The sequence below is a fragment of the Rhodoferax sp. genome (assembly GCF_030646845.1).
In the GTDB taxonomy this organism is placed as follows: domain Bacteria; phylum Pseudomonadota; class Gammaproteobacteria; order Burkholderiales; family Burkholderiaceae_C; genus Rhodoferax.
The window spans coordinates 117,371-135,333 of the sequence record NZ_JAUSLE010000051.1 but is presented as its reverse complement, the minus strand read 5'-3'; the positions used below and the strand labels follow the sequence as shown (position 1 = coordinate 135,333).

16 protein-coding genes are annotated in these 17,963 nt (G+C 60.5%); 7 read left to right on the top strand and 9 right to left on the bottom strand.

Going from position 1 to position 17,963, the window contains the following annotated elements; all coding sequences use genetic code 11:
• Positions 1 to 821: 16S rRNA (cytidine(1402)-2'-O)-methyltransferase (rsmI, locus tag Q7T10_RS12565; RefSeq protein WP_304748668.1), on the bottom strand; the 821-nt coding region annotated here is incomplete at its 3' end.
• Here rsmI and Q7T10_RS12560 point away from each other — a divergent pair.
• The 3 genes from Q7T10_RS12560 to Q7T10_RS12550 all read left to right on the top strand — a co-directional run bounded on the left by Q7T10_RS12560 (position 821) and on the right by Q7T10_RS12550 (position 2,532).
• On the top strand, positions 821 to 1,207 hold the full coding sequence (locus Q7T10_RS12560) for a YraN family protein (protein ID WP_304748665.1): 387 nt from the start codon (positions 821 to 823) through the stop codon (positions 1,205 to 1,207). The genes rsmI and Q7T10_RS12560 overlap by 1 nt on opposite strands.
• Before the next feature lie 94 nt (positions 1,208 to 1,301).
• Positions 1,302 to 1,895 (top strand): phosphoheptose isomerase, encoded by a 594-nt coding sequence (locus Q7T10_RS12555; protein ID WP_114970973.1) that lies wholly within the window; start codon positions 1,302 to 1,304, stop codon positions 1,893 to 1,895.
• Between the two features lies 1 nt (position 1,896).
• Positions 1,897 to 2,532 (top strand): BON domain-containing protein, encoded by a 636-nt coding sequence (locus Q7T10_RS12550; RefSeq protein WP_304748664.1) that lies wholly within the window; start codon positions 1,897 to 1,899, stop codon positions 2,530 to 2,532.
• Between the two features lie 28 nt (positions 2,533 to 2,560).
• Here the strand turns inward: Q7T10_RS12550 and Q7T10_RS12545 are convergent, their stop codons facing one another.
• Genes Q7T10_RS12545 through Q7T10_RS12530 form a run of 4 tightly spaced genes read right to left on the bottom strand, consistent with a single transcriptional unit; the run spans position 2,561 to position 6,398 of the window.
• Positions 2,561 to 3,499, bottom strand: coding sequence for an NAD(P)-dependent oxidoreductase (locus tag Q7T10_RS12545; RefSeq protein WP_304748663.1), 939 nt, complete (start codon positions 3,497 to 3,499; stop codon positions 2,561 to 2,563).
• A gap of 26 nt (positions 3,500 to 3,525) precedes the next feature.
• Positions 3,526 to 4,662, bottom strand: a complete 1,137-nt coding sequence (locus Q7T10_RS12540; protein ID WP_304748662.1) for a PilT/PilU family type 4a pilus ATPase — start codon at positions 4,660 to 4,662, stop codon at positions 3,526 to 3,528.
• Between the two features lie 21 nt (positions 4,663 to 4,683).
• Positions 4,684 to 5,313 carry a Crp/Fnr family transcriptional regulator gene (locus Q7T10_RS12535; protein ID WP_304748661.1) on the bottom strand — a complete coding sequence of 210 codons (630 nt, stop codon included), beginning with the start codon at positions 5,311 to 5,313 and terminating at the stop codon, positions 4,684 to 4,686.
• 41 nt (positions 5,314 to 5,354) lie between these two features.
• Complete coding sequence (locus Q7T10_RS12530) at positions 5,355 to 6,398, bottom strand: type IV pilus twitching motility protein PilT (RefSeq protein WP_304748659.1); 1,044 nt, start codon at positions 6,396 to 6,398, stop codon at positions 5,355 to 5,357.
• A gap of 39 nt (positions 6,399 to 6,437) precedes the next feature.
• Between Q7T10_RS12530 and Q7T10_RS12525 the strand changes: the two genes are divergently transcribed.
• Positions 6,438 to 7,130 carry a YggS family pyridoxal phosphate-dependent enzyme gene (locus Q7T10_RS12525; RefSeq protein ID WP_304748657.1) on the top strand — a complete coding sequence of 231 codons (693 nt, stop codon included), beginning with the start codon at positions 6,438 to 6,440 and terminating at the stop codon, positions 7,128 to 7,130.
• 82 nt (positions 7,131 to 7,212) lie between these two features.
• Here the strand turns inward: Q7T10_RS12525 and Q7T10_RS12520 are convergent, their stop codons facing one another.
• Positions 7,213 to 9,594, bottom strand: coding sequence for a catalase (locus Q7T10_RS12520; protein WP_304748654.1), 2,382 nt, complete (start codon positions 9,592 to 9,594; stop codon positions 7,213 to 7,215).
• 79 nt (positions 9,595 to 9,673) lie between these two features.
• Positions 9,674 to 10,165, bottom strand: a complete 492-nt coding sequence (locus tag Q7T10_RS12515; protein ID WP_304748652.1) for a hemerythrin domain-containing protein — start codon at positions 10,163 to 10,165, stop codon at positions 9,674 to 9,676.
• Between the two features lie 440 nt (positions 10,166 to 10,605).
• On the opposite strand from Q7T10_RS12515, the gene Q7T10_RS12510 reads away from it, so the two are divergent.
• Both Q7T10_RS12510 and Q7T10_RS12505 read left to right on the top strand, forming a co-directional pair.
• Positions 10,606 to 11,967: a CHASE3 domain-containing protein gene (locus tag Q7T10_RS12510; RefSeq protein ID WP_304748650.1), complete on the top strand. Its 1,362-nt coding sequence runs from the start codon at positions 10,606 to 10,608 to the stop codon at positions 11,965 to 11,967.
• A 233-nt stretch (positions 11,968 to 12,200) separates the two neighbouring features.
• Complete coding sequence (locus Q7T10_RS12505; protein WP_304748649.1) at positions 12,201 to 13,493, top strand: phosphatidylserine/phosphatidylglycerophosphate/cardiolipin synthase family protein; 1,293 nt, start codon at positions 12,201 to 12,203, stop codon at positions 13,491 to 13,493.
• A gap of 128 nt (positions 13,494 to 13,621) precedes the next feature.
• Here the strand turns inward: Q7T10_RS12505 and Q7T10_RS12500 are convergent, their stop codons facing one another.
• Positions 13,622 to 14,176: a DUF3617 domain-containing protein gene (locus Q7T10_RS12500; RefSeq protein WP_304748647.1), complete on the bottom strand. Its 555-nt coding sequence runs from the start codon at positions 14,174 to 14,176 to the stop codon at positions 13,622 to 13,624.
• 82 nt (positions 14,177 to 14,258) lie between these two features.
• Entirely contained in the window at positions 14,259 to 14,726 is a 468-nt protein-coding gene (locus tag Q7T10_RS12495) for an Lrp/AsnC ligand binding domain-containing protein (protein ID WP_304748645.1), read from the bottom strand.
• Between the two features lie 101 nt (positions 14,727 to 14,827).
• Here Q7T10_RS12495 and Q7T10_RS12490 point away from each other — a divergent pair, with 101 nt between their 5' ends.
• The gene (locus tag Q7T10_RS12490; RefSeq protein WP_304748642.1) at positions 14,828 to 17,893 is read left to right on the top strand and encodes an L-glutamate gamma-semialdehyde dehydrogenase; all 3,066 of its coding nucleotides are present in this window, start codon (positions 14,828 to 14,830) and stop codon (positions 17,891 to 17,893) included.
• Positions 17,894 to 17,963 lie beyond the last annotated feature (70 nt).

Sequence of the window (17,963 nt, the reverse complement as noted above, 5' to 3'; positions counted from 1 at the left end):
GGCAACTGCGCCAGCAGCAGTTTCAAGACACGGGTGTCCGGTCCCGCTTGTGCCTCGGCCTGCGCAGGGTGCAGCACCAGGACGAACTCGCCGCGCAGGCGGTTCGCGTCCTGGGCCAGCCAGGCCGGGAAGCCCTCGGCGCTGACCGTGGCGATTTCCTCGAATTGTTTGGTCAGTTCACGCCCGATGGTGACCGGGCGCGTGCCCAACGTCGCCAATGCCGTGGCCAGCGCTTCAATGCGGTGGGGCGCCTCCAGTATGACCACCGCCCGCGCCTCAGCGCCCAAGGCCGCGATGGCCGTGGCGCGTTCGGTGGATTTGGAGGACAAGAACCCGACGAACACAAACCCGCCCTGCTGCGCGCCTTCATCGGCAATGCCGGCTACGCTCAAAGCGGCGGTCACGCTGCTGGCGCCGGGCAGGGGCACCACGGATAAGTGCGCCAGGCGCACGGCGGCCACCAGCCGGGCGCCGGGGTCGCTGATGGCCGGGGTGCCGGCGTCGCTGGCGTAGGCCACCCGTTGGCCCTGGCGCAGGCGCTCGATCACAGTCTGCGCGGCCTGCGCCTCGTTGTGCTGGTGCACCGCGAGCAATTGCGCGCTGGACTTGTCGATGCCATAAGCCCGCAACAAAGCCTGGGTGTGGCGCGTGTCCTCACAGGCAATCGCGTCAGCCAGGCCCAGCACATGCAGCGCACGCAGCGTAATGTCGGCCAGATTGCCGATGGGTGTGGCCACCACGTAGAGCGCGCCGGGCGGATAATTCTGATCGGCTGCCGCATCAAACGCGGCGCTTAAAGCGGAGGCATAAGTAGAAGTCAATGGTGTTCCCTCAAATCAAGGCCAAGATCCGCACGACCAAGCAGCTGGGCGATGCGGCCGAAGATGCTGCGCTGCACTACCTGCAACAGTCCGGCCTGCGTCTCCTGGAGCGCAATTATCGGACCCCGGGGCGCGGCGGCGGAGAAATCGATCTGATCATGCGTGCGCCAGATGGCACCACGGTGTTTGTCGAGGTGCGCCAGCGCAAGAGTGCCAGCCACGGTGGGGCGGCCGCCAGCATCAGCCCGCTCAAGCAGCGACGCATTATTTTTGCTGCGCGTCATTACCTGATGCGTCTGCGCGAGCCGCCGCCCTGTCGCTTTGATGTGGTGCTGCTGGAACAAGGCGGTATTGAGTGGTTGCAGGCGGCGTTTGATGCCTGCTGAACCGGCCACCCAGCCGCAGCACCAGGAGCGGCGCGTTCATCTGCGCTCGGGCGATGTACAGTTTGATACATATGACGCAGGTATCATTGGGCCCATGCTTGAACAACGTATTCAACAACACTTTATTGACAGCGCCGACCTGAAGTACCAGTCCGCGCAATCCTTAAGCAAACCCATCGCGGCGGCCGTGCAGGCCATGCTGACCTGCGTGACCAGCGGGGGCAAAGTGCTGGCCTGCGGGAACGGCGGCTCGGCCGCTGACGCACAGCATTTCGCCGCCGAGTTTGTGGGACGCTATGAGCGTGAGCGGCCGGAGCTGGCGGCCATTTCGCTCACCACGGACAGCTCCATCATCACGGCGATTGCCAACGACTACGACTTCAACGTGATTTTTTCACGCCAGGTTCGCGCGCTGGGTCAGCCCGGCGACGTGTTGCTGGCCATTTCCACCAGCGGCAATTCAGCCAATGTGCTGGCGGCCATTGAGGCCGCGCATGAGCGCGAGATGGTGGTGGTGGGCCTGACCGGGCGCGGGGGCGGCAAGATGGCCCAGGCTCTTCGTGATACAGACGTGCACATCTGTGTGCCCAATGAACGCACGGCCCGCATTCAGGAGGTCCATATTCTGGCCCTGCACTGCATTTGTGACGCGGTGGATGCCCAGTTACTCGGAGATCAGGAAATCTAAAATGAAATTTGCAACTCAAAAACTCGTGACGATGCTGGCATTGAGCGCCTGTGTGGGCGTTGGCCTCGGCGCTTGTGCGCCCATCATGGTGGGTGGCGCCGTGATGAGTTCGCTGGTGGCAACCGATCGCCGTACCGCGGGCACCCAGATCGAAGATGAGGGGATTGAACTGCGCGCTGCCAGTGGCGTGCGCGCCAACCTGGGCGACCGCGTTCGCGTCAACGTCACCAGCTACAACCGCCAGGTGCTGTTGACCGGGGAGGCGCCCAATGCACAAGACAAGCAACTGGTGGAGCAGGTGGTGTCCAGGGTTGAGAATGTGCGTTCCGTCGTCAATGAGCTCAGTATTCAGGATAGCCCTTCATTCACCCAGCGCTCGTCGGATGGGCTGGTGACCGGCATGGTCAAGGCCAATATGGTGGACGCCAAGGACCTGTTTGCCAATAGCTTCAAAGTCACGACAGAGCGTGGCACCACGTACTTGATGGGGCGTGTGACGCAGCGCGAGGCCAACCGCGCCACCGACATCGCTCGTGGCACCAAGGGTGTGCAAAAAGTGGTTCGCGTGCTGGAAATCATCAGCGAAGAAGAGTTGCAGGGCATGCAGCCCAAACCAGCCGCCGCTGAAGCCAAATAATAGCCGTGGTGACCAGCGTGGGGGCGAATTACCTCAGCCGCTTGATCAGGCTGGAGGTGTCCCAGCGCTGACCGCCCATGTGCTGCACGTCGGCATAGAACTGGTCCACCAGGGCGGTGACCGGCAGGCGCGCACCGTTGCGCTTGGCCTCATCCAGCACCAGCCCCAAATCCTTGCGCATCCAGTCCACGGCAAAACCAAAATCAAACTTATTCGCCACCATGGTTTTGCCGCGGTTGTCGAGCTGCCAGCTCTGCGCGGCGCCCTTACCAATCACGTCCAGAACCTGGTTCATGTCCAGCCCGGCACATTGACCAAAGGCAATGGCTTCGCTCAAGCCCTGTACCAGCCCGGCAATGCAAATCTGATTCACCATCTTGGCCAGCTGGCCCGCGCCACTCCCACCCAGTAGCGTGAAGGCCCTGGAAAAAGCCAGGGCCACCGGCTGCGCAGCATCAAAAGCGGCCTGGTCACCCCCGCACATCACGGTCAGCAGGCCATTTTGTGCACCCGCCTGGCCGCCCGACACCGGGGCGTCGACAAAGTGGAGCCCCAGGTTCTTCGCGGCGGTGTACAACTCGCGCGCCACACTGGCCGATGCCGTGGTGTGATCCACGAACACGGCGCCCGGCGCCATGCCGGCAAAGGCGCCGTCAGCGCCCAGGGTGACGCTGCGCAGATCATCGTCGTTGCCGACGCAGCAAAAAACGAGATCCGCCTGCTGCGCGGCGAGCCGCGGTGTCAGCGCGTGTTTTAAGGTTTGTTTTGAGCCGCTAGTGCCCGTAAACTCGACGCACCAAGCTATTGATTTGGTAGCAGTTCGGTTGTACACGGTGACCTGGTGGCCGGCCCGCGCCAGGTGTCCGGCCATGGGGTAACCCATCACGCCCAGACCCAGAAAGGCGACTTGACGTGCGGGCGTGGGTTCGTAAGTCTTGGTGCTGATGTTGCTGGTGGTGTTGGTCATGATGCTGGCGTGGGTGCTGGTTTTGTTTAAACGATGGCGAAGTTTTCGGTGCCGGCGCTCAGATCCTGGGTTCTGCCGCGCTGACTGTTGAGTTTGATCTGCAGGCGCAGGTCGTTGACCGAATCCGCATTGCGCAGGGCGTCTTCGTAAGTAATCAGGTTGGTCTCATACGCGTCAAACAAGGCCTGGTCGAAGGTCTGCATGCCCAGGTTACGGCTTTTCTTCATGATCTCCTTGATCTCGGAGACTTCACCTTTGAAGATCATGTCGGAAATCAGGGGTGAGTTGAGCATGATCTCGACGACGGCGGTGCGGCCCTTGCCGTCCTGCATGGGGATCAGCCGCTGTGACACCATGGCCTTGAGGTTGAGCGACAAGTCCATCAGGAGTTGCGAGCGCCGCTCTTCCGGAAAGAAGTTGATGATGCGGTCCAGCGCCTGGTTGGCGCTATTGGCGTGCAGCGTCGCCAGACACAAATGCCCGGTTTCGGAAAAAGCCACCGCGTGCTCCATGGTTTCGCGGTCGCGGATTTCACCCATCAAAATCACGTCGGGGGCCTGACGCAGGGTGTTTTTCAAAGCCGCGCCCCAGCTGTCGGTGTCGACCCCGACCTCACGCTGCATCACCACGCAGTTTTTGTGCGGGTGCACAAACTCAATCGGGTCTTCAATGGTGATGATGTGACCGAACGAGTTGTCATTGCGCCAGTCCACCATCGCCGCCAGCGTTGTCGATTTGCCGGAACCGGTGGCACCCACCAGAATGCACAGGCCGCGCTTGGCCGTCGCCACATCCTTGAGGACCTGCGGTACGCCCAGACCATCGATGGTGGGCACGGTCAGCGGAATCACGCGCAACACCATGCCGACCTTGCCCTGCTGCACAAAAGCGTTGACGCGAAAGCGCCCCACGCCGGGCGGCGAGATGGCAAAATTGCACTCTTTGGTGCGCTCAAATTCGGCCACCTGCTTGTCGTTCATGACCGCGCGTGTCAGCGCCAGCGTATGGCCCGCGTTGAGCGGTTGGGGCGAAACCTTGGTGACTTTGCCGTCAACCTTGACGGCGGGCGGGAAATCGGCCGTGATGAATAAATCGCTGCCGTTGCGGGCGACCATTAGTTTGAGCAGATCGTTGACGAACTTGGTGGCTTGATCGCGTTCCATGACGTGTGATGCTTTCTGAAATCATTTGTTATCGCTGAGCCGGGCGCTGACGACGCGCAGTCGAAGCGACAGCTTTCGGGCCAGCAGGGCAATGAAGCTGGCGGCCAGCGTCGGGTCGGTGGTCAGCATCTCATCCATGGCGTCAGCGCTGAGAATGGCGATGTCGCAAGGACTCAGCGTGGTGCAGATCGAAAACCGCATACCGCTGTCAAGCAGCGACATTTCACCCAGAATCTCGCCCGGTGCCGCCTCGGCGAGGCGCAGCCGTTCACCCCAGGGCTGCACGCGATCGACCGCAATGCTGCCGCTCAGCAGCACCACCATGAAGTTGCTGTATTCATCCTGGCGGATGATGTCGCGGTTGGCGGCGACCGTGGCGAATTCAAAGAAGCGCTCCATGCGCCCGATGGCGTCCTGGTCCAGCTGGCGCATGTATTTGTCCTTGGCCCACAGGCCCTGCAGCAGCTTGGTGCCACGGCCCGCGCTCAACTTCGCCGCCCCGACCTCGACCGACCGCGCTTCCCACGGCACCAGCAGGTCGGCGTCCAGGCCCAAGCCGGCAAATGCCGTGGTGAACAGCAGGGAGTCGGCTTGCTCTTCACCCGACGCTGTTTTGCTTTTCTTGCTGAGGAGTCCGAGGATTCCTTTCATGGCGCACTCCAATAGGTTGGCTGGGACAGCTGGGCTTGGCGTTAGCCGGGAAAGTTCTCGGGAATCTTGGCTTTAGAGCGGGCTTCCGCCGGGCTGATGACGTTGCGCTTGACCAGATCGGTCAGGTTCTGGTCCAGCGTCTGCATGCCCACGCTGTTGCCGGTCTGGATGCTGGAGTACATCTGCGCCACCTTGGCCTCGCGGATCAGGTTGCGGATGGCGCTGGTGCCCAGCATGATTTCGTGCGCCGCCACCCGGCCCTGGCCGTCTTTGGTTTTGCACAGGGTTTGTGAGATCACGGCCTGCAAGGATTCGGACAACATGGCGCGGACCATCTCTTTTTCTTCCGCCGGAAACACGTCAATGATCCGGTCAATGGTTTTGGCGGCGCTGGAGGTGTGCAGTGTGCCAAATACCAGGTGCCCGGTTTCCGCCGCTGTCATGGCCAGGCGGATGGTCTCCAGGTCGCGCATTTCGCCCACCAGAATGGCATCCGGGTCCTCCCGCAGGGCGGAGCGCAGGGCGGCGGCAAAGCTCAGCGTGTGCGGCCCGACCTCGCGCTGGTTGACCAGGCATTTTTTGGACTCGTGCACAAACTCGATCGGGTCTTCCACGGTCAGGATGTGGCCAAACTCGGTTTCATTTAAGTAGTTGACCATGGCGGCCAGTGTGGTGGATTTGCCGGAGCCCGTGGGGCCAGTCACCAGCACCATGCCGCGGGGCTTGAGCGCCAGATCGGCAAAAATCTTGGGCGCATTCAGTTGTTCCAGCGTCAGGATCTTGCTGGGAATGGTCCGGAACACGGCCCCGGAACCCCGGTTGTGGTTGAAGGCGTTGACCCGGAAGCGCGCCAGCCCTTCAATTTCGAACGAGAAGTCAACCTCCAGGAACTCTTCGTAGTTCTTGCGCTGCGTGTCGTTCATGATGTCGTACACCATGGCATGCACTGCCTTGTGGTCCAGCGGCTCCACGTTGATGCGCCGCACATCGCCGTGCACGCGAATCATGGGCGGCAGGCCGGCCGAGAGATGCAGGTCCGACGCCTTGTTTTTGACGCTGAAGGCCAGAAGTTGGGTAATGTCCACGCAGTCCTCGATCGTTTGTTTGTTACGCTTGGACCAATTATGACCATCATTGCGCACAATCTCGAAACCGTTCGTGCCCGTATGGCCGCCGCGTGTCGGGCCGCCGGCCGAGACGTCCATCAGGTCACCTTGCTGGCCGTTTCCAAGACTTTCGGCCCCGAGGCGGTAGAGGAGGCCTGGACCGCCGGACAAACCGCGTTTGGCGAAAACTACATTCAGGAGGCGGTGCAGAAGATCACCCAGCTGCGTCATTTGCCGCTCCAGTGGCACTGCATTGGCCCCATCCAGAGCAACAAGACACGGCTGGTGGCCGAGCATTTCGACTGGGTGCACACGGTGGACCGACTCAAGGTGGCGCAGCGCCTGAGCGAACAGCGTCCCCCGGGTTTGCCGGCGCTGCAGGTGTGCATTCAGGTGAACGTGGACGGCGGCCCCACCAAGTCGGGCGTGCTGCCCCAGGAGGCGCTGGCGCTGGCGCAGCAAGTGGCGGTTCTGCCGGGTTTGCGTCTGCGCGGGGTCATGAGCATGCCTGATCTCGCTACTGATTCAATAGCTACATATGCCCTTTTTATGAGGGCTAAGACCATATTTGATGACCTAAATGCGAAAGGCCTGGCACTCGATACTTTGTCGATGGGCATGAGTGCCGACCTGGAGGAAGCCATCCGGGCGGGCAGCACTCTGGTGCGTGTGGGCAGCGGCATCTTCGGCGGGCGTCCCAAGTCGGCCTGACAGGGTTCTGCTGCGGACGGGTTTGCTCCGCAGCGCTGGATCAGCGTTTACGCTTATTGCAACAGAACCCCTCAGCGCCGGACTAGACTTTTGGCGGATCGCTGTCACGGGAAGGATGGCGATGGGCTGCGACAGCTGCGATAAAAGCAGGCATCGCTTGCGCCGCGTCGGCACACTCCGAGAAAAGAAGGCCGGGGTCCTCTCCCGGCGAAAGCACGATTCCCGCCGCATCGAGCAACGCTTGGGATGCACCCAGGACAAGGATGGTCTTGCAGTGCCGGTATTGGTCTATCACAAACTCCGTTGTGTGGCCGTCGCGGGCTAGTGCCGTGACCGCGCCGTCTCCATCGGGTAGCACCAACGCATCGAACAGTACCGAGGGCGAATTCTCCAGAGACCTGTTGGCTTCAATCTCGGTGCCGTCGTCTGCGGTGAAGGGACCTACACGGGGACCGACAAAATGCGTCACCGCGCCCTCAGCCGTCAACGCCGTCTGTATGGCTGCGATGGAGGCCTTATGAACACCATCGGCGACCAGGACGGCGATTTGACGTGTGCGAATGCCGCATTCGCCCGGCAGTGCCATTAACGACAAGGCGCCCGAAACCTGCACCTCCGGCGAGGGCGGAACTGCGATGGCCTTGGGAAGGGCGCCCGGTACGGGCATACCCAAGCCCGCCGCGACGCCTGCCACGAGGGCAGGAGATACGTTCGCCAGCGACGCCAGCATGCGCTCCCGAATGGCCGGAACCGTCACCTTGCTGAGTTCAAATCGAAAGGCGGCAATGACATGGGATTTTTCCACCTCAGTCTGACTGTCGAAAAACAAAGTGGCCTGCGCGTAGTGCTCGGCGAATTTCTCAGGCTTTCCGCGCACCTTGTCTTCATTGACAGGAGCCGGAAAGGACACGAATCCGGGCGCCCCGGCCTGGAAGGGGCAACCCCCACCGAGCGAATTCGGCTCATAGGCAACCCGCCCCCGGTGCAAGGCCTGACGGTGCATGCCGTCTCGCTGATTGTTTTGTACTGACGCGATCGAGGCGTTGATGGGTATTTCGTGGAAATTTGGACCACCCAGCCGGGTAATCTGCGTATCCGCGTACGAGTGGATGCGCCCGGCAAGAAGCGGGTCGTTGCTGAAGTCGATTCCCGGGATGACGTGCGCAGCGCAAAACGCGACCTGCTCGGTTTCAGCAAAAAAATTGTCAGGATTGCGGTTCAGTACCATCCGCCCCACGGGAACGACCGGCACCAGTTCTTCGGGAACGAGTTTGGTGGCATCGAGAACATCAAAGCTAAAGCCCTCGCTTTGCGCCTCAGTGAATATTTGCAGTCCGAGTTCCCATTCCGGGAAGTCGCCTGATTCAATCGCTTCCCACAAATCGCGCCGATGAAAATCGGGGTCGGCACCCGATATTTTTACCGCTTCATCCCAAACCAAAGAGTGCGTGCCAAAGAGCGGCTTCCAGTGAAATTTGCAGAAGACCGACTGATTCTGGTCGTTGACGAGCCGAAACGTGTGAACCCCAAATCCTTGCATCATTCTGTAGCTGCGCGGAATAGCTCGATCAGACATCAGCCACATCAGGGTATGCGTGGACTCTGGCATCAAGGACACGAAATCCCAGAAAGTGTCGTGCGCAGAGGCCGCCTGAGGCATCCCATGATGCGGTTCCGGCTTCACGGCATGAACGAGGTCAGGGAATTTCATGGCATCTTGAATGAAGAACACCGGCATGTTGTTGCCCACCAGGTCCCAGTTGCCTTCATCGGTATAAAACTTCACGGCGAAGCCCCGCACGTCGCGCGCCGTGTCCTTGGAGCCTCGCTCCCCGGCGACCGTGGAAAAACGTGTAAAGACCGGGGTTATCTTCCCCGCTTTGGCGAAGGGCGCTGCGCGCGTGTATTTCGACAATGCGTCATATGCTTCGAAGAATCCATGTGCGGCTGATCCGCGCGCATGCACGACCCGTTCGGGTATGCGCTCGTGATCGAAATGCGTGATCTTTTCGCGTAGTACAAAATCCTCCAGCAAGGCCGGCCCCCGCAGTCCTGCCTTCAGGGAGTTCTGGTTGTCGCTGATGGGCACGCCCTGGTTTGTCGTCAACACCTGGTTGCCCCCATCCACCCGGTAGCTGTCCAACGGCCCAATCGTCGCATTCACGCCCGCAAGCGCCGGCCCGCCGGTCTTGGCAGTGCCGAGGTCCTCCGACTGTGTACTGGCTGTCAACGCCGCGTTAGCAGCCTCTGCGGTGACACCTCGGGTGGGAGAAACCGCATTGCCGTGGCCGTACTCAAACTCTTTGGTGGCATTGAACGGCACCGCGGCCACCAGCGCATTGACGGTGCGGGCCTGCTGCGCAACGATGTCGTTCGTCTGCAATGCTTTGTTCAAGACGGCGCGCGTTGCGCGGGGTTTAGGCGAGGCCGCCTTTGACGTACTTGTTTTCTTGCTGGAAGGCATAGGAACTCCTGTGAATGATTGCGATGTAGGCAGAACAGTGAACCGGAAATCTCTTGCTAGGGGCTGGTCAAGTTAAAACTCACGCACGCGGTGCGACCAGCTCATGTTTGCGTGCGGACATCCGGACACCCATCTCGGCCATATCTAGTCGGGTGGCCTTCGCCTTCGGGAACATCTCCTCCTCTTCTTCCTTGACGTGATGCTCGACATACTCGGAAAGCACCTTGATCTTGGCGTCGAACATCTCGCCATCGGGCTGCACACCCTCAACTTGTGAAATGAGTTCTTTCAAGGAGGCATGCTCCACGGTAGCCTCGGGTATCAGCTCCTTGTCTTTTAATGCCTTTTTGACCGCCGGATAAAAAATCTCCTCTTCGACCTGGGCATGAACCGTCAGTTCGGAACAAATGGTCGCTACCAGATCCATCTTTTTTTTGGGGGAACGCGCTTTTTCGTACTGGGCAAACAAGTCACTCACAATCTTGTGATCAGCGCGCAGCAACGCAATTGCGTCCTGAGTTTCAGGCGCTCCTGTTTGTTTTTTCGTACTTTTTTTTGCAGTTGTAGACATAGTGGATTTTCCTTAAGGGGGTGGTTGGGTTGGTGATGGCTAATACAAAAACGAACTGCCCTATGGATCGAAGTGTCTTCCGCTGGAGGCCGTCGCACCCATATCCTTGCGGCACGATGAAAAGGCGCTCAATCTTCCGTTTCGGGCCTAGGTGAATTTAATAATTTCGTCCTGCAGTTGCGTAAATAAATTATTGGTCCCCATTCAAAATAAGGCGGTCGGACGTGCGTTAGATCGGCCGTAGGACAAGGCCTTGTTTGCTCTATGTCTTTTGACAGTGCGGCATTTGAGTCGCTTCTCGCGCCCTCTCTGCGAACGTCCAGTGTCGGGACTTCCATCGGACTCGGTTCGTGCCTTGCGGATGCTCAAACTTAATATCCATCAACATGCGTTGGTGAATCGTTTACAAAGATGCACTTCAATTCCAATGAAAGCTGACCATGGACAAATTTGCGATTTTCAAAAATAGCCGCCTTGCTTTTTGGCTGGCCTGCGTCGCGGCGTTGGCCATCGTATTCGTCAGTGAATACTCATATCGCAAAGCGGTCCAGAGCCTCGACGAACTGGGAACATTGGGGCAGGCCCGCGTGAGAATTCAGCATTTGGAGCGCGGCCTCCTTGATGCAGAGACTGGCCAGCGCGGCTATTTGTTGACCGGCCGCAAGGAGTACCTGGAGCAGTATGAAAAGTCGGTCAGCGCGACCAAAGAGGTGCTCCAGCGTCTGGATCAACACTTCGTGGATGCCCCAGAGGCAAAGAAGCTACTTGGAGAATTGCATAAGTTGACCGGATCCAAGTTTTCTGAACTTGCGTTGACGACCCGCCTTTATGACGAGGGTAAGGCGGGCGCAGCTACAGAGATGTTGTTGAGCGGTATTGGCAGGGAGCAGATGATTGACACGCTGGCTGTCAGCGATGAGCTGCTGCAGCACGAATCGGCCCGAGTCGCCGAAGGCCGGAAAAACGTCTACAACACACTGCTGATTAGCCGAATCGGTCTTGCCTCTCTCTGTGCCCTCGGCATGCTGGCCATTCTTAAGTATTTGCGGCAGAGCTCGGCGCTCTTGCAACAGCAATTGGAGCAGCAGCGTCTAGTGCAGTCCGAACGCGATCGACTTGAGATTGAGGTGAGCCGGCGCACCGCGACCTTGACCGAATTGACACGCCATCTTCAAACGGCCCGCGAAGACGAGCGAAAACGCCTTGCACGCGACTTGCACGACGAGTTGGGTGCCTTGCTCACCTCAGCCAAACTGGATGTGGCGCGCATCAAGCCGCGGCTGATCGGAGCTGAACCCGCCGCGCTTGCCTTGCTGACCCATTTGGTTGAAACGCTTAACCGTTGTGTTGCGCTGAAGCGCAGCATCATCGAAGGGCTGCAACCGTCGTCGCTAAGCCACTTGGGACTGGTGGCGACTCTTGATATTCTGGCGCGCGAGTTCGCCGAGCAGTCAGGCGTTGAAGTGCACTGCGAGCTGGCACCGGTCAAACTGGAGTCGACCGCAGAACTGGTGATTTACCGGGTGGTCCAGGAAACCATTACCAATGTCGCCAAGTATGCCCATGCACACAACGTCTGGATCACGCTGGGCGCACGGGACGGCTATGTGTACCTGTCCGTTCGGGACGATGGCATCGGATTCGATACTGAGACGCAGCCCAGTTCTGCACATGGGCTGACGGGTATGCGTTTCCGGGTCGAGGCGGAAGGCGGCTCATTGGCAATCGAGTCAACACTCGGCAAAGGGACGTCCATTCAGGTGGCGTTGCCGGAATCAACGAATGCCGCCCCGCAAGAATAGGGTGGCGGGTAGGATGACTCCGACACGCTGTCACGGCAGCCGCCGATGGACAGACCGGTCCCACGCCGCGCATGCTCTAAGTCGGACGCGACGCAATGCCTGTGAGGCGTAGGCACTCCCACAGGCAAGACGATTTCCCGGAAGACGGCGGATTCAAGTTCTGTCGGTCTATGGGCTTGCCTATAAAGCAAATAAGCACGCCTCTCAATTAAATCGCAAGCATGAGACCAATAATGTCGGCATTCAATTTCCCCGGTCGAACAGCCCTCCTTGTGACGGGGGCTGTAATCCTGACGCTGGTCGTCGCCCTCATTGCCGTCAACTTTATGAGCGGGGAGAAGAAGATTGAGCGGCGTATCGAGCGACTCTATTCACTGGAAGACCCACGTTTCAGGCATGAACTTGGCGTGCTGCTCGGACCGCAGTTTGTCGGCGGCAATCGCCCCATGGTTCTGCGAAATGGCGATGAGATTTTCCCGGCGATGCTCGCCGCGATTCGCAACGCCGGGACATCGATAACATTCGAGACCTATATCTATTGGTCGGGCGACATCGGGCGAGAGTTTGCCGACGCCTTGAGCGAGCGCGCGCGTCACGGCGTCAAGGTGCACGTATTGCTCGATTGGGTGGGCAGCGCGAAGATGGACGCGCAATTGATCGACCGCATGGTCGCAGCAGGTGTGCGGATAGAGAAGTTTCATCCACCGCACTGGTCGCACCTTGGACGGCTCAACAATCGCACCCATCGAAAACTCCTTGTCGTCGATGGTCGTGTGGCCTTTACCGGCGGCGTTGGCATTGCGTCGGAATGGACTGGCCAGGCGCAAGATCCTGACCATTGGCGCGATACCCACTTCCAGGTCGAGGGCCCGGTCGTTGCGCAGATGCAAGCCGTGTTCCTCGACAACTGGATCAAGGTGACCGGCGACGTACTGCATGGACCTGACTACTTCCCTGCGCTCGAGCCAGTCGGCAGCAGCCTCGCGCAGATGTTCAGCAGTTCCCCATCCGGAGGCAGTGAGAGCATGCAGCTGATGTATCTGCTCGCCATCACCTCAGCCTCCCGGTCGATCGATCTATCGGCGGCGTACTTTGTTCCCGATGACCTGACACTCCATGCCCTGTTAGAGGCCATAAAGCGGGGTGTCAAGCTGCGCATCGTCGTGCCGGGCGAACACATGGACAGCGAGACCGTGCGCCACGCCTCGCGCGCCCGGTGGGGGCCCTTGCTTGCCAATGGCGCCGTCATCGCCGAATATCAGCCGACGATGTTTCACTGCAAAGTGATGATTGTGGACGGGCTGCTGGTCTCGGTCGGCTCGACCAACTTTGACAACCGCTCGTTCCGGCTCAACGATGAGGCGACGCTCAACATCATTGACGCCGACTTTGCCAATGCGCAGACGGCGATTTTTGAAGCCGATCTCAACCGTTCGCGCCAGATCACCTATACCGAGTGGCGGGAGCGGCCATTGCGAGAAAAAATCGGTGAGCGCCTGGCCTCCTTATTCCGCTCGCAGCTTTGACCCCGTTGCGTGGGCGCACAGTCTGACATCACGCAAGACGCCGTTGCTCGAACTGACACAAAAATCAAGCAGGGTCTGGATTGTTGTTGACGCCAACTCCAACAGAACCCTGGGCAGTCCCGTCAGCCTTATTTCTTGGGCATGGCCATCGGCTTGATGGCGCCGCATTCGGCTGACAGGAACTTGCCGGTGGCATCCATGTTCATCTTCTCGGGTTTGCCATTGGCGGTCGTGTTGAGTGTCATCTTCATGGCGTAAGCCTCCGGGCTCACAAAGGTGACCTGGCCCTCGCCATTGGAGGGCGGCTTGGTGCAGACAAACGAGAACTTCATCGTGTTGCCGGTGCGTGGCGAGGTGGTGTGCTTGCAGTCGCCCTGCTGCGTGGCGACCTCGTTGCGCTCCACCATTTCTTTGGTCATGCAGACCTTCACAGCCGTGCTGCCGGCACCCTTGCCCATGCCAACACCCTGTTTGGCCATCATGTCTTCCATCATCTTGCGTTGATCCGGCGGCATGCTGGCGAGCTGCTTCTGGGCCTCGGCCATGGCTTTTTCCATCTCGCCGGAGCTGCTGGTCATCTTGTTGTCGATTTCCCACAGTCCGGGCTTCATGGTCTGTGCCGTGGCGCCAAAAGCGCCGCTCGCCAGGGCGGCCGTGATCAGGACATGGTGCAACTTGTTCATAAGAATCCCCATAAAAGTGAGTGTTGATTGTCGCCAAAGAAAAAGGCTTTGGGAACACCGCATGGGTGTCGGCGTGCGGGCATCAGCGCAATGACAGGTGCGTCGAGTTCTTGACTTCTTCCATGACGGCATAGGTCCGCGTCTCGCGTACGCCGGGCAGTTGCCATAGCACGGTGCCGGCAAATTCGCGGTAAGCCGTCATGTCCGCCATGCGGGTCTTGAGCAGATAGTCGAAGCCGCCGGCCACCATATGGCACTCCATGATCTCGGGGCGCACCTGCACGGCGGCCTTGAAGGCTTCAAAGACGTTGGGGCTGGTGCGGTCCAGCAGCACCTCCACAAACACCATCATGCCGGCACCGAGTTTGAGCGGGTTCAGCCGTGCCTCGTAACCCAGGATGTAGCCCTCGCGGGTCAGCCGTTGCACCCGCGCGAGCACGGCGGTGGGCGACAGGGTGACGTTTTCCGCCAGTTTGAGGTTGGAGATGCGGCCATCCTCCTGCAGGCAGGCGAGGATCTTCAGGTCGATGCGGTCGAGGTCGGGGGTCATGCTGCAGAGTATTTAACTATGAATCACACTCATTTTGGATGAACATTCATGGTCATTTCGTGAAAGATAGCACGATCGACTAACCACACGGAGATTTGATCATGCGCCTGCCATTCCCCTATCGCCCCGAAGCCGACATCGTCTCCCATCGCCTGGCTGCGTTGGCGCAGGCGCTGGACTGGGCTGCCACTGCCAGAGCAGCCACCCCCTGGGTACAGGCCGTGCGCCAGAACCCGCCGCCGTTTTGGGCCATGGAGAGCCTGCTCAAGGAATATCCCATTTCCAGTGCCGAAGGTCTGGCCTTGATGCGCCTGGCCGAGGCGCTCTTGCGCGTGCCCGATGCCGAGACCGCCATCGCGCTCACCGCGGACCAGCTGGGCCGGGCGGACTTTGACAGCGCGGGCGACAAGGCGCTGGCGCGCCTTTCCAGTGCGGCCATTGCCCTCAGCAAGAAATTTTTGCCCGACAGCGACGCACCGACCGGCATCCTGGCCAAGCTGGGCGCGCGCTCGGTGGTGGCGGCGACGCTGCGCGCGGTGCAATTGCTGGGCCGCCAGTTTGTGCTGGGCCAGACCATTGACGAGGCCATGGACGAAGCTTCATCCGCCAAACGCAAAATCAGGAATCTGCGGGTCAGCTATGACATGCTGGGTGAAGGCGCGCGCACCGGTGCCGATGCCTCGAAGTACCTCGCAAGCTATCAGAATGCTATTCAATCAATAGCTGATGACGCTTGCTCCACGGGGGCTTGCGAGGTAAACGATGGCATCTCCATCAAGCTCAGCGCGCTGCACCCGCGTTTTGAGGACGGCCAGAAAGCGCGGGTCATGGCCGAACTGGTGCCGCGCGTGTGGGGCCTGTGCGAACAGGCGGCGCGCGCCAACATCAATCTGACGATCGACGCCGAAGAAGTGGACCGGCTGGAGTTGTCGCTGGACGTGTTTGAGGCGCTGGCGTCCCAGGTGGCGCAGCACTGTACGCAGTGGCGCGGCTTTGGCCTGGCCATGCAGGCCTACCAGACTCGGGCGCTGGAACTGATTGAACACATCACCGCCATGGCGCGCCAGTACAAGATTCGCCTGATGTGCCGCCTGGTCAAGGGCGCGTATTGGGACGCCGAGATCAAGCGCGCGCAGGAGCTGGGCTTGCCCGCTTACCCGGTATTCACCCACAAGCACCACACCGATGTGTCCTACCTGGCCTGCGCCCGGGCTTTGCTGGATGCGCCCGATGCCGTTTACCCCCAGTTCGCCACCCACAACGCCGCCACCATCGCCGCCATTCTGCAAATGGCAAGTGTGGCCCCCACGCCTGCCGCTTCGCGTGCTGCGCTGCCCCCCGAGGGGGCTCTCGCACCTTGGGGCGGCCCGGCGGTGCTCCATCGCGGGCCCCAATTTGAATTGCAGAGCCTGCATGGCATGGGCGAAGGCGTGTACCGCGAGGTGCTGAAGAACCCGCTGATCGCCTGCCGCGTCTATGCCCCGGTTGGTGCGCACAAAGACCTGCTGGCTTACCTGGTGCGCCGGCTGCTGGAAAACGGCGCCAATTCGTCTTTCGTGCACCAGCTGGCCGACGAGTCAGTCGGTATGCAGGAGCTGCTGATTTCGCCTCTGCGCCTGGCGCCGGAGTCCTCGCTGCCGATGCCCGCCGATATCTTTGGGGCGGCGCGCAAAAACAGCGCCGGGCTGGACCTGACGGTACAAATCATGCGTGCTCCCTTGCTGGCGGCTTATCAAGCGGTGCAAGTGCCGGCCGTGCCGGTGTTTGATGCCAAATTGGCTGCTGGTCCTCTGGCCATAAGCGTATGCAGCTATCAAAAATGGAGCAAAACGGCGGTGACGGAGCGTGCCGAGATCCTGCGCCGTGCCGCTGATGAACTTGAAGACCAGCTGCCCAGGTTCTGCGCCCTGCTGGTCAAGGAGGCCTTCAAGACCTGGGGCGATGCCGTCAGCGAGGTGCGCGAGGCGGTCGACTTCATGCGTTATTACGCGGGGGAGGCCGAGCGCATCATGGTGCCGATGGTCATGCCAGGCCACAGCGGTGCCGCGACGCTGGGTGTCACGGGCGAGAGCAACGAGTTGCGCCTGGTCGCCCGCGGCCCCTGGGTCTGCATCAGCCCGTGGAACTTCCCGCTCGCCATTTTTGTGGGCCAGGTGGCCGCCGCCCTGGCCACCGGCAACACGGTGCTGGCCAAACCGGCGGAGCAAACCCCTGGCGTCGCGCTGGAAGCGGTGAAACTGCTGCACGCGGCTGGTGTACCCGAGGGCGCGTTGCAACTGCTTCACGGCCCCGGCGAAACCGTAGGCGCCGCACTGGTGGCGGCCCCCGGCGTGGCCGGCGTGGTGTTCACCGGCTCCACCCAGGTCGCCAAAATCATCAACCGCACGCTGGCCGCCAAAGACGGCCCCATCGTTCCCCTGATTGCCGAGACCGGCGGCATCAACGCCATGCTGGTGGACAGCAGCGCCTTGCCCGAGCAGGTGGTGGATGCCGTCATGCAGTCGGCATTCAGAAGCGCCGGCCAGCGCTGCTCGGCGCTGCGTTTGCTGTGCGTGCATTCCACAATAGCCGACCAGGTGATCGAGATGATTCAGGGTGCGGCCAAAGAGCTGGTCACTGGCGACCCCGCTGATCTGACCACCGACGTCGGCCCCGTCATTGACCGGGAAGCGTTTGACGCCATCCAGAAGCACGTGGCATGCTTGACTATGGAGTCAAAACCATTGCTAACCCACGTCGATAATGCACAAACAGCTATTAAATCAATAGCAAACCTGATCCCGCCCCATGCCTTTGAAGTCGCGTCCATCGCTGACCTGAAGCAGGAAATCTTCGGCCCCGTGCTGCACATCGTGCGCTGGAACGGTGACCCCGCCGCTGTTGTCGACCAGATCAATGCGCTGGGCTACGGCCTGACTCTCGGCATCCAGACCCGCATCGACTCCCGGGCTCAAGCACTGGCGCGCGCCGCGCATGTTGGCAACGTCTACATCAACCGCAACCAGATCGGCGCCGTGGTCGGCGTGCAGCCGTTCGGCGGCGAGGGCCTGAGCGGCACCGGCCCCAAGGCGGGTGGCCCGCACTACCTGTACCGTTTTTGCGCCGAGCAGACCATCACGGTCAACACGGCGGCGGCGGGGGGCAACGCGGCGCTGCTGGCGGGGTGAGCGGTGCAATCCACACGCAAATTCCCCATGAAGCCCATGCCCGACGCCTCCTTTTCCCGCCGCCGATTTG

Excerpts from the sequence above, each read along its gene's own strand:
- Q7T10_RS12505 (WP_304748649.1), top strand. The coding sequence starts at position 12,201 with ATGTCGGCATTCAATTTCCCCGGTCGAACAGCCCTCCTTGTGACGGGG.
- Q7T10_RS12525 (WP_304748657.1), top strand. The coding sequence starts at position 6,438 with ATGACCATCATTGCGCACAATCTCGAAACCGTTCGTGCCCGTATGGCC.
- Q7T10_RS12555 (WP_114970973.1), top strand. The coding sequence starts at position 1,302 with ATGCTTGAACAACGTATTCAACAACACTTTATTGACAGCGCCGACCTG.
- Q7T10_RS12540 (WP_304748662.1), bottom strand. The coding sequence starts at position 4,662 with ATGGAACGCGATCAAGCCACCAAGTTCGTCAACGATCTGCTCAAACTA.
- Q7T10_RS12520 (WP_304748654.1), bottom strand. The coding sequence starts at position 9,594 with ATGCCTTCCAGCAAGAAAACAAGTACGTCAAAGGCGGCCTCGCCTAAA.
- Q7T10_RS12535 (WP_304748661.1), bottom strand. The coding sequence starts at position 5,313 with ATGAAAGGAATCCTCGGACTCCTCAGCAAGAAAAGCAAAACAGCGTCG.
- Q7T10_RS12495 (WP_304748645.1), bottom strand. The coding sequence starts at position 14,726 with ATGACCCCCGACCTCGACCGCATCGACCTGAAGATCCTCGCCTGCCTG.
- Q7T10_RS12560 (WP_304748665.1), top strand. The coding sequence starts at position 821 with ATGGTGTTCCCTCAAATCAAGGCCAAGATCCGCACGACCAAGCAGCTG.
- Q7T10_RS12510 (WP_304748650.1), top strand. The coding sequence starts at position 10,606 with ATGGACAAATTTGCGATTTTCAAAAATAGCCGCCTTGCTTTTTGGCTG.
- Q7T10_RS12545 (WP_304748663.1), bottom strand. The coding sequence starts at position 3,499 with ATGACCAACACCACCAGCAACATCAGCACCAAGACTTACGAACCCACG.
- Q7T10_RS12490 (WP_304748642.1), top strand. The coding sequence starts at position 14,828 with ATGCGCCTGCCATTCCCCTATCGCCCCGAAGCCGACATCGTCTCCCAT.
- Q7T10_RS12550 (WP_304748664.1), top strand. The coding sequence starts at position 1,897 with ATGAAATTTGCAACTCAAAAACTCGTGACGATGCTGGCATTGAGCGCC.
- Q7T10_RS12515 (WP_304748652.1), bottom strand. The coding sequence starts at position 10,165 with ATGTCTACAACTGCAAAAAAAAGTACGAAAAAACAAACAGGAGCGCCT.
- Q7T10_RS12500 (WP_304748647.1), bottom strand. The coding sequence starts at position 14,176 with ATGAACAAGTTGCACCATGTCCTGATCACGGCCGCCCTGGCGAGCGGC.